Here is a 10,193-nt window from a genome sequence, read left to right as displayed (position 1 = left end):
CCAGCACGCTGGACGCACGCTCCTGCCCCACTGCTCTCCAGTTCTTGGTCGTACCAACATCCCTTGGTCATCCTCGGGTGCACACCGTGCACCCCGTCTGCGGAGGTGGTTATGTCGTATATCGATGGTTTTGTACTTGCCGTCCCCACGGCCAACAAAGAAGCATTCATCGCGCATGCCCGCATGGGCGATGCGGTCATCATGGAATACGGTGCGCTGCGTGTAGTGGAGTGTTGGGGCGACGATGTCCAGCCGGGGCAATGGACCGATTTCTATCGCGCCGTGGATGCCACCGCCGAAGAGACCGTGGTGTTTTCCTGGATCGAATGGCCGGACAAGGCCACCCGCGATGAGGGCATGCGCAAGATGATGGAAGACCCACGCATGGACCCGTCAGTCAATCCGATGCCATTCGATGGCAAGCGCATGGTCTACGGTGGCTTCGTGCCGATCGTGGCGCTGGGCCAATCGGCGTGAGCGATGTGGCGCGTGGCGGCCCGCAGGAGCTTGGCCAGGCATGCGCAGGCTGGTGCCGCCGCTGGCATTGGGCACGGAATCGCTGGTGGTGATCGCTACACTGGCCGCATGCAGCATGCGCCGCCAGCGATGGCCGGAGACAGCGCAGGCAGCGCCGCCGACTGGAGACCAACATGACCGATGCACCACTACTGATCGCCTGCCCGAGTTGCGCTGCGATGAACCGCATTGCGCCCACGCGCCTGCACGATGCGCCCAACTGCGGCAGCTGCCATCGGCCGCTGTTCCTGGGGACGCCGGTGGCTTTGTCGGCTGCAGATTTCGACAAGCATGCGGTGCGCAGTGCACTGCCGCTGGTGGTGGATTTCTGGGCACCTTGGTGCGGGCCATGCCTGAGCATGGCGCCGCAATTTGCCGCAGCCGCTGCAGCATTGGAACCGCAGGTGCGCCTGGCCAAGGTGGATACCGACCTGCATCCGGCGCTGGGCACGCGCTTTGGCATCCGCAGCATTCCCACCTTGCTGGTCATCCAGGGTGGGCAGGAACTAGGCCGTCATTCCGGCGCAGTGAGCAGCGCGCAAATCGTCAACTGGGTGCGCTCTGTTCTGAGCAAGCGTTGAAACGACACGACGGCCAGCTGCGCATACACGCAGTTGGCCCATCCACCTGCAGGAAACATCACTGCGGCGCAGTTGCCGCAGTGACTGCATCAGCCGATCAACCAGGCGATCAACCGGTTACTGCCAGTTGACATTGACCGACACCCCAACGACACGCGGCTCGTTGTAGACCGCGGCCATGTAGTTTTCGATCACACCCTTGAGGTTCTTTTCGTTGGTGATGTTGCGCGCGAACGCTGCCACTTCCCAGGCACCGTAGCCACCGGTGTAACCCAGCTTGAGGCCACCTTCGAAATTGCCGTCGGAACGGAACTCGGTGGAGTCGTACAGCACGAAGCTGGTCTGGCCCTGCTTGTTCCAGTCGGTGGACACGAAGAACGCGCCGTCGTTGCCCACCGGGATGTCGTAGCGCGCGGCCAGGTTGAGGTTGTACTTGGGCGCGTTGGGCAGCGGGTTGCCGTCGATCTGGGCGAAGGTGTTGGCACCTACGCGGATGGTCGGGTCGTTGACGGTGCACACCACCACGCCATTGAGCGCGCAGGCCTGCGCAAACACGCGCTTATCGTGAATTTCGCTGTGCAACAGGCTCAGGCCGGCGGTGATCGACAGGTTGGAGATCGGGCGCCAGTCCAGGTCCGCTTCCATGCCGTAGGCCTTGGCCTTGTCGGCATTGAACAGCACGCCATTGCCGTCCGAGTCGTTGCCGTTGAGCTGGATATCGTCGACCGTGTAGGTGAAGCCGCTGACATTCAGGCGCAGACGGTTCTCGAACAGGCTGCTCTTGATGCCGGCTTCCCACGACAGGATGGTTTCCGAATCGGCGGTGGTGAAGTCCGAATTGAACACCGCGCTGCGGCCCTGGATGGTGGGGCCACGGAAACCGCGCGCCACGCGCGCATACACGCTCAGCTGCGGGTCGATCTCATACATCGCGCTCAGATCCCAGCTGGGCTGGGTGTCGGACATGCGCACATCGCGCCGGCCGCGGTAGGTCACCACACCGGCTGCGGTATCGGCGGTCTTGAGCAGACGGGTTTCCTTGGTGTCCTTGGTCTGGCGGATGCCGGCGGTGAGCGTCAGCGCGTCGGTCGCCTTGTAGCTGATCTGCCCGAAGCCGGCCCACGAGGTATTGGTATTGCGCAGGCGCACCCAGTTATTCGGGTTGCGCGCGGCGGTCTGCAGGAAATAGGCACGTTGATAGAAATCGGTGGTGTCGCGGCCGTCGAAATAGAACGCGCCCACCTGCCACTGCAGGGCCTCGTCGCCTTCGCTGGCCAGGCGCAATTCCTGCGTGTACTGGTCCAGGTCGCGGATCTGTCCCATCGACTGGCCAAAGCCGTTCGGCACGCCATTGACCGGGTAATTGGCGGCAGCACCGCCATCGGTGTCGCCACGGCTGTAGCCGGAAGTGGTTTCGTAGGCGGTGATGGAGGTCAGCGACACGCCACCGAAGTCGTAAATCGCCTTGAGCGAGCCGCCATCGGTTTGATACGCCTGCGGGTTGTCGTGCCCCTCATCATAGGCCACACGGTCGCGCGGCACGTCCACCTTGTCGCTGCCACGCGTGATCGCGTTGCGCAGGAACAAGGTGGAAGTGCCGTCGTAATCGCGCGTGTGCACCGAGCCCAGCAGCGAAAACGCATCGTTGGGCTTGAGCAAGACCTGCAGGCGCGCATTGCGGTCGTTGTAACCGCCCATCGCGTCCTTGCGCGGGGTGCGCGTGCCATCGGCGCTGCTGCCGGCAAAGGTGTTGTCCACCCAATCGTCGCGGTGCTGGTACAACGCGGACACGCGGAAAGACAGCACGTCGTTGATGGGGCCACCGAAGCCGCCATCCAGCGAGATGGTGTTGTAGCTGCCGTAGCTGGCGTTGACGCGACCGGTGTAGGTGTCGCTGGGCTTGACGGTGTCGAACTTGACGATGCCGGCGGTGGTGTTGCGGCCGAACAGCGTGCCTTGCGGACCGCGCAGCACTTCGACCTGGTCCACGTCATAGACCGGATTGGATTTGAGCACGACATGCTCCAGCACCACATCGTCCTGGATGATGGAGACCGGCTGCGAGGCACCCAGGTAGAAATCGATATTGCCCAGGCCACGGATATAGAAGCGCGGGAAGATGCGCCCGGTGGTGGTTTCGGCATAGAAGCCCGGCACGCGGCCGGACAGCGCCAGCAGCGTGTCATCGCCACCGGCGGTGTACTCGCGCATCGCTGCGCCCTGCACCACGCCGACCGAGACCGGCACGTCCTGCAGGTTCTGCTCGCGGTGCTCGGCGGTGACGGTGACCGTGTCCAGCGCGGTCGGGCTGGCTTCGCCCTGGGTCGCCGGCGCTTGCTGCGCAGACGCGGTTGCTGCCAGCGAGGCTAGCAACAGGCCGGCGCAGGCACGTGCCAGCGGCGTGCGCTGCAAGGCGGTGCGGCGGCGCGCAGCGACCTGTGCAATAGCGGACACCGGCGACGGAAAGACAGGCGAGTACAACGACATGCGGGTTGATCCTAGGTAGTGATGCGAGGTGATGACACAGCGTCCAAGCCGTTTGGCATGGCACGCCTGTTGGCGGCGCCGCGTGGCGCCGCGCGCACGATATGTCAGCAATGTTGCAGCGAAGTGGCAGCGCCCGGTCCACACACCCCGCCACGCGCGCGGAGGCATGCCACCGCGCGGCGTTGGCATCGCAAAACGTCATGCCACGCCGCCCTGCGTGCTGTCATGCTGGTGTCGTACTGGCGTTGCGCCAGGGCATGGCACGAGGGGATCTCTTGAAACGACTCGCATGGGTGGCCGGCCTGCTGGCCGCATTGAGCTGTCAGCTGGCGCATGCCGGCACCGCGTTGATCACGCAGATCGATTACCAGGGCGACGACGGCGGCCCCGCGCCAACCGCCGCGCAGTACCGCAACCCGGTCGTGGCCGGTTTTCATCCGGACCCATCGGCGGTGCGCGTCGGCGACGATTTTTATCTGGTGAATTCCAGTTTCGGCTATTTCCCCGGCCTGCCGGTGTTCAAGAGCAGCGACCTGGTGCATTGGAACCAGATCGGCAACGCGATCGACCGTCCAACCCAGATCAACTACGGCAACGACGAACTGACCCGCGGCCTGTTTGCCGCCAGCATCAGCTACCACACTGGCACCTTCTATATCGCCAATACCTGTTTCTACTGCGATGGCGGCAATTTCCTGATCACCGCCACCGATCCGGCCGGGCCGTGGTCGGATCCGATCTGGCTGGACGCCAAGGGCATCGACCCCTCGCTGTTTTTCGATGACGATGGCAGTGCCTGGCTGGTCAACAACGACGTGCCGGCCGGCAAGCTGCGCTACGACGGGCACCGCGCCATCTGGCTGCAGCGGCTGGATCTGGCCAGCATGAAGTTGGTCGGCACTCGTCAGGTGATCGTGGATTCGGGCTTCAAGCCGGCCACCAATCCCGAACACATCGAAGGCCCGCACCTGTTCCGCCGCGATGGCTACTACTACCTCACCGCGGCCGAAGGTGGCACCGGCGAGCAGCATGCGCAGATGATCTACCGCAGCCGCCAGATCACCGGGCCATACGAAACCTGGAGCGGCAATCCGGTACTCACCCAACGCGACCTGGACCCATTGCGCAATGCGCCGATCACCTCGGCCGGGCATGCACAATTCGTCGAACTCAAGGACGGCACATGGTGGGCGGTGTTTCTCGCAACGCGCCCTTACCGCGGCAATCACTACAACCTGGGCCGGGAAACCTTCCTGTTGCCGGTGCAATGGCGCGATGGCTGGCCGGTGGTGCTGCCGCACGGCGCCGCGGTCCCTGTAGTGGCAGCGCGCCCACCCTTGCCTGCGGGCACGCAGCCCCTGCCGACCACCGGGCCAATGCAGTGGAGCGAGCGCTTCGGGGATGCGCGCGTGCCGATGCAATGGATGACCATCCACCCACCCATCAGGCCGTGGTATCAGCCCGGCGCGCAAGGCTTGCGCGTGACGCCGGCAAACATTGCGCTGGGCGATATCGGCCGTGGTCAGCCGGCCTATCTGGGTCATCGCCTGCAGCATCATCACGCCACCTTGGTCGCCAGCGTGGATGGCAGCGCGCTGGCACCAGGCGAACAGGCCGGTCTGGCGATCGTGGCCAAGGAGAGCAACTTCCTGGCAGCAATGCTGGTGCGCGAGGACAGCGGCGCTGCGGTGGTGCTGTATCGCCGCGCCGGAGCGCAACAGCCCGGCACCGGCACCGAACTGGCACGCGCGCCACTGCCCGATGCCACGCAACCGGTGAAACTGCGCTTTGCGCTGGACGCCGCACGCGTGCGCGTGGATTACGCCGTCGGCCAGGGGCAGTGGCAAACGCTGCTCGAACAAGGCGATGCAAGTGTGCTCAGTACCGAGTCGGCCGGCGGCTTTCTCGGCGCCACGTTCGGGCCGTACGCGTATGCGCGCTAAGCCAAGTGCAGGAACGTGGCTGCACGCCCGGTGCATGCGCAGGCCGCGCCCGCCCCGCAGCGACGCATGCGTGTTTGGAGCCGCTTAACGCCCTACGCCCGCGCCAGGACGCTGCTGTCGAGCATCTGCCCCACCGTGTTGAGCAGATCGTTGAGGCTGAAAGGCTTGGGCAGCAAGGCCATGCCCTCTGCCAGAAATTCTTGCCGCGTGGCCGCGTTTTCGGCATAGCCGGTAATGAACAGGATCGGCAGACCCGGGCGTAGCGTGCGTGCCACATCGGCCATGTCGCGCCCGTTCATGCCGGGCAGGCCGACATCGGAGACCACCAGATCGATGTGCGCCTCGGTGCGCAAGTGTTCCAGCGCGCCGTTGGCATCCTCGGCTTCGATGACCTGGTAGCCGGCATCGCTGAGCACTTCACTCACCATCATGCGCACCACGTCGGTGTCGTCCACCAGCAGGATGTGCTCGTTGCGCGTGCGCGGCGCGCTGGGCGCCGGTGCCGGCAGCATTTCGTTGGCCGAGAGCCCGCGCGGCAGCAGGAGCGCCACCGTGGTGCCACGACCCACATCGCTGGTGATGCGTGCGGTACCGCCGGATTGACGCGCGAACCCGTAGGTCATCGACAGGCCGAGACCGGTGCCTTCGCCGATGGGTTTGGTGGTGAAAAACGGCTCGAACACCTGGTCGAGAATGGCCGGCTCGATCCCGCTCCCGTTGTCGATCACCTTCACCGCGACATAGTCGCCGTCGTCCAGTTCCGGATCGTTGTGCGCGGTGTAGGCCGCGCTCTGGATGCGGATGGTGCCCTGCCCTTTCAAGGCATCGCGCGCATTGATGACCAGGTTGAGCACCACGTTTTCGAGCTGGTTGGCATCGGCAATGGCCACCAGCGGCGTGGACGCAAGATCCAGCTCCAGCGCGATGTTTTCGCCGATCGAGCGTTGCAGCATGTCTTCCAGCGAACGCACACGGGTGTTGACGTCGAACGGTTGCGCGTCCAGCGATTGCTTGCGTGCGAACGCCAGCATGCGCTGGGTCAGCGCGGCGGCGCGGTGCGCCGAGCCGTTAGCGATCTCGGCCAGGCGCGGCACGCGTTCGATGCGATTGGATTCCACTGCGAGCTGGATCATGTCCAAGCCGGAAATGATGCTGGTCAGCAGGTTGTTGAAGTCGTGCGCGATGCCACCGGTGAGCTTGCCCAGCGCTTCCATCTTCTGCGCCTGCAGCAGCTGGATTTCGGTGTGCTGACGCTGCGCGATCTGATGCGCGAGCTCGCTGGTGGCGGTATCCAGTTCCTGGCGCTGCTCGCGCTCGCGCAGGCGCTGCTCGGTCACGTCTTCCACCAGCAACAGCCCCAGATCCGGCTCGCGGTAGGGCGACACGCGCCATTCGGTTTCGCAGAGCTTGCCATCGCGCAGCAGCGACAAGGTGCCGCTCCAGCGCTCGCGTTGCGCCAACGCAGTGGTCAGTGCGTGCACGGCGGCGGCCTGATCCAACCCGGCGGCATGGATCGCAGCGCCGGGTGTGGCGCTACCGATCAAGCGTTGGAATGCGGCATTGGCCTCGTGCATGTGCAGGTTGGCATCCACCACCGCAATCGGCGCGCTGATGTGTTCGAAGATTTCGCGGAAACGCGCCTCGCTGACCCGCAACGCCTCCTCGGCGCGGCGTGCGCGCAACAGCGTGCGCAAGGTGGCCAGCAACACGTTGGGGTCGACCGGATGGATCAGGTAGGCGTCGGCGCCGGCATCCAGCCCGGTGATCATGTCGCCGGTGGCGATCGAGGCCGCCGAAACATGCACCACCGGCAGCAACGCGGTGCGCGGCTCGGCACGCAGCGTCCGCACGATATCGAAGCCGCTCATGTCCGGCAGGTTGACGTCCAGCACCACCGCAGAAAACGTCTGCGCGGCAAGTTTGGCAAGACCCTCGGTCCCGGTGCCGGCTTCTTCGACCGCGAACTGATGGTGTTCGAGCACGCGCCGCACCGAATAACGCGTCACCGCGTTGTCGTCGACGACCAGAATGTGGTGCTTACTGCCCACGCGTTTCCTCCGCTGCCAGTGTCACCGGCAGCACCACGTAAAATTCAGAGCCCTGCCCGACCACGCTGTTGATCCCCACCCGGCCGCCCAGCAATTCGGCGAACCGTTTGCAGATCGACAACCCCAGGCCGGTGCCGGTCAGGCGTTTTTGCAGCGGCGAGTCCACCTGTACGAAATCTTCGAACAAGGCCTCGTGAAGCTCGGCCGGAATGCCGATGCCGGTGTCGTGCACGCCAAAGCGTACATGGCTGTCGCCTTCCAGCTGCGCAAACACGCGCACCTGCCCCTGCGGGGTGAACTTGAGCGCGTTGGAAATGAAATTGCGCAGGATCTGCGCCAGCTTCTTGTCGTCGGTGTACAGCAGCGGCAGCACCGGCGGATCCTCGAAGATCAGCGTGGTCGTGCCCACATCGGTGAGCGGACGGAACATGCCCCGCAGCGCCGCGAACAGGTCCATCAGGTCGAACCAGCCCGGCGAGATGGTGATGCGCCCGGCCTCGATCTTGGCCAGGTCCAGCAGGTCGTCCACCATCTCGGTGAGCTCGCGCGCCGAACCGCTGACAAAGCGCACCTGCTTGAGCTGCTCTGCATTGAGCGGCCCGTCCATGCCATCCTCCAGCAGCCGGGTGATGCTCAGGATCGAGCCTAGCGGGGTGCGGAACTCGTGGCTCATGTACGACAGAAAGCGGCTCTTGAGTTCGGACACCTCGCGCAGCTGTTCGGCCTGTTGGTCGAGCTCGGCATACAAGGCCAGCACGCCCTGGTTGGTTTCTTCCAGCTCTTCGCGCAAGGCCTGGTTCTGCTGGCGCAAGCTTTCCAGTTCAGCCATCGCCTCGGCTGCCGGCATCTTGGTGGTTGAATTCATTGCATGCCTCCCAAGCGCATGACGAACACGCAGCAATCGTCGCGGCCGCGCGCGTAATCGCGCGCCAGCACTGCGGCAATGATGCGTGGATGGCGCGACAGCAGGCCCGGATGATCGCGCAGGGTCCAGCGCGATTGCAGGCCGTCGCTGTGCATGACCAGTAACTTGCCGGCGGCGTGTGGAAAGTCGAACGGTTGCGCCTTGCGGAACTGCACCCCGACGATGCCCGGGTGCGAGGGCATGCCGCGCACGCCGTCGCCATCGCACAACGAGGCGACGATATTGCCCACCCCGGCAAAGCGCACCTGGCCGCTGCCGGAATCGAACTGCATGACCGCCGCCGCGCCGCCGCGCGTGCCGCTCATGCCGGCATGCAGGCGCGCGATGCGTTCGCCGGGTTCGCCACGGGCCGCTGCCGCAGCGCGCGTCCCCGCATCGGCGGCATCGGCCGCGCCCGCTCCGTGGCCAAGGCCGTCGATCATGCTCACGGTCACGCCCTGCGCATCGATCGCCAGATGCCAGCCATCGCCGCAGACCGTTTCGTTCTGGAGCGGCACACGCAGCGCGCCGTAGGGCAGGTCGGGCATGCTGTCGGCGTCGGCGTACACACGCGCCAGGACCACGGCCCCCCGGGCATCGGAATAGGCGTCCAGCAACGCGGCATGTCGCTGCACCGTGCCCAGGCCATTGCCAGGCGTGCTGCCGGTGGAATACCCGTCCGGCAGACAATCGGCCAGCACGAATCCGCGCCCCTGATCGAGCGTGCACAACTCGATGCCCAGACCATCGCGGCCGGCGACGCTGCACAGCTGCATCTGCCCGCCACCGGCATGGTTGAGCAGGTTGGTGCACAACTCGGTCGCCACCAGGGCCACGCGGCCACAGCCGTCTTCATTGAAACCGCAGGCCTGTGCAAGCGCCACCGCTTCGCGGCGCACCTGCCCGACCTGGGTGCCCTCTTCGACGCGGATCACCTGGGTGAGCGCGCCGGTCATGGTTACTTCCATTTGGTGATGGTGATGCGGGTGCCCTTGCCGGCTGCGCTATCGAGCACGAAATCGTCCACCAGCCGCCGGCTGCCGGACAGTCCCAGCCCCAGGCCACTGCCAGAGGTCCAGCCGTCGGTCAGCGCAAGCTCCAGGTCTGCAATGCCCGGGCCCTGGTCGCGGAAGGTCAGCTGCACGCCCTTGCGGATGCCGCTTTCAACCAGCGCCCAGTCCATGTCGCCGCCACCGCCGTAGATCACCGTATTGCGCGCCAGTTCGCTGGCCGCGGTGACCAGCTTGGTTTGATCGACCAACCGCAGCCCGCATTGCACCACCAGCTTGCGCACGGTCTGCCGCGCCAGCACCACATCCTGCTCGGTGCGCACCGGTTGCGAGCCGACCGTCATGGAGCCGCATCGGGTTGTTGCAGCAGGCGCATGCCGCGCTCGACATCGAGCGCGGTGCGCACCGACGGCAAGGTCAGCCCCAACTCCACCAGGGTGATCGCCACCGCCGGCTGCATGCCCACCACCACGGTTTGTGCGCCCATCAGCGTCGCCAGCCCGGAAATGGTGCTGATCATGCGCCCGATGAACGAATCGACGATATCCAGCGCGGAAATGTCGATCAACACGCCACGCGCAGAAGTGGCGCTGATCTTCTCGGACAGGTCGTCCTGCAGTTGCAACGCCAGTTGGTCGTGCATGTCCACCTGGATGGTGACCAGCAACAGATGGCCCATCCGCAGGATCGGAATACGTTCCATG

General features: G+C 65.1%; 9 protein-coding genes. 3 read left to right on the top strand and 6 right to left on the bottom strand.

Annotation, left to right across the window (positions count from 1 at the left end; translation table 11 throughout):
- Positions 1-111 precede the first annotated feature (111 nt).
- A complete protein-coding gene (locus ACDH77_RS06140) occupies positions 112-477 on the top strand; it encodes a DUF1428 domain-containing protein (protein WP_008571105.1) in 366 nt (121 codons plus the stop codon).
- A 173-nt stretch (positions 478-650) separates the two neighbouring features.
- Positions 651-1,097 (top strand): thioredoxin TrxC, encoded by a 447-nt coding sequence (trxC, locus tag ACDH77_RS06135; protein WP_031421620.1) that lies wholly within the window; start codon positions 651-653, stop codon positions 1,095-1,097.
- Between the two features lie 117 nt (positions 1,098-1,214).
- Here trxC and ACDH77_RS06130 read toward each other — a convergent pair whose 3' ends face one another.
- Positions 1,215-3,584 (bottom strand): TonB-dependent receptor, encoded by a 2,370-nt coding sequence (locus tag ACDH77_RS06130; protein WP_014089649.1) that lies wholly within the window; start codon positions 3,582-3,584, stop codon positions 1,215-1,217.
- Between the two features lie 257 nt (positions 3,585-3,841).
- On the opposite strand from ACDH77_RS06130, the gene ACDH77_RS06125 reads away from it, so the two are divergent.
- Complete coding sequence (locus ACDH77_RS06125; protein WP_372353766.1) at positions 3,842-5,527, top strand: glycoside hydrolase family 43 protein; 1,686 nt, start codon at positions 3,842-3,844, stop codon at positions 5,525-5,527.
- Between the two features lie 92 nt (positions 5,528-5,619).
- On the opposite strand, the gene ACDH77_RS06120 is transcribed toward ACDH77_RS06125, so the two are convergent.
- Genes ACDH77_RS06120 through ACDH77_RS06100 form a run of 5 tightly spaced genes read right to left on the bottom strand, consistent with a single transcriptional unit; the run spans position 5,620 to position 10,192 of the window.
- Positions 5,620-7,575 carry a response regulator gene (locus ACDH77_RS06120; protein ID WP_372353765.1) on the bottom strand — a complete coding sequence of 652 codons (1,956 nt, stop codon included), beginning with the start codon at positions 7,573-7,575 and terminating at the stop codon, positions 5,620-5,622.
- Positions 7,565-8,440 carry a sensor histidine kinase gene (locus tag ACDH77_RS06115; protein ID WP_218488357.1) on the bottom strand — a complete coding sequence of 292 codons (876 nt, stop codon included), beginning with the start codon at positions 8,438-8,440 and terminating at the stop codon, positions 7,565-7,567. The genes ACDH77_RS06120 and ACDH77_RS06115 overlap by 11 nt, the downstream gene beginning before the upstream one ends.
- Entirely contained in the window at positions 8,437-9,435 is a 999-nt protein-coding gene (locus tag ACDH77_RS06110) for an ATP-binding protein (protein ID WP_031421615.1), read from the bottom strand. The genes ACDH77_RS06115 and ACDH77_RS06110 overlap by 4 nt, the downstream gene beginning before the upstream one ends.
- Positions 9,436-9,437: 2 nt before the next feature.
- Positions 9,438-9,833, bottom strand: coding sequence for an ATP-binding protein (locus tag ACDH77_RS06105; protein ID WP_008571097.1), 396 nt, complete (start codon positions 9,831-9,833; stop codon positions 9,438-9,440).
- Positions 9,830-10,192 (bottom strand): STAS domain-containing protein, encoded by a 363-nt coding sequence (locus tag ACDH77_RS06100; RefSeq protein WP_003484273.1) that lies wholly within the window; start codon positions 10,190-10,192, stop codon positions 9,830-9,832. Before ACDH77_RS06100 ends, ACDH77_RS06105 begins: the two co-directional genes overlap by 4 nt.
- Between the last annotated feature and the right edge of the window lies 1 nt (position 10,193).

The sequence above is a fragment of the Xanthomonas axonopodis pv. maculifoliigardeniae genome (assembly GCF_041519315.1).
GTDB classification, from domain to species: Bacteria; Pseudomonadota; Gammaproteobacteria; order Xanthomonadales; family Xanthomonadaceae; genus Xanthomonas; species Xanthomonas euvesicatoria.
The sequence above is the reverse complement of the archived record's forward strand: the minus strand, read 5'-3'. Positions and strand labels throughout refer to the sequence as shown.

Excerpts from the sequence above, each read along its gene's own strand:
- ACDH77_RS06100 (WP_003484273.1), bottom strand. The coding sequence starts at position 10,192 with ATGGAACGTATTCCGATCCTGCGGATGGGCCATCTGTTGCTGGTCACC.
- ACDH77_RS06140 (WP_008571105.1), top strand. The coding sequence starts at position 112 with ATGTCGTATATCGATGGTTTTGTACTTGCCGTCCCCACGGCCAACAAA.
- ACDH77_RS06125 (WP_372353766.1), top strand. The coding sequence starts at position 3,842 with ATGGCACGAGGGGATCTCTTGAAACGACTCGCATGGGTGGCCGGCCTG.
- ACDH77_RS06105 (WP_008571097.1), bottom strand. The coding sequence starts at position 9,833 with ATGACGGTCGGCTCGCAACCGGTGCGCACCGAGCAGGATGTGGTGCTG.
- ACDH77_RS06115 (WP_218488357.1), bottom strand. The coding sequence starts at position 8,440 with ATGAATTCAACCACCAAGATGCCGGCAGCCGAGGCGATGGCTGAACTG.
- ACDH77_RS06110 (WP_031421615.1), bottom strand. The coding sequence starts at position 9,435 with ATGACCGGCGCGCTCACCCAGGTGATCCGCGTCGAAGAGGGCACCCAG.
- ACDH77_RS06130 (WP_014089649.1), bottom strand. The coding sequence starts at position 3,584 with ATGTCGTTGTACTCGCCTGTCTTTCCGTCGCCGGTGTCCGCTATTGCA.
- trxC (WP_031421620.1), top strand. The coding sequence starts at position 651 with ATGACCGATGCACCACTACTGATCGCCTGCCCGAGTTGCGCTGCGATG.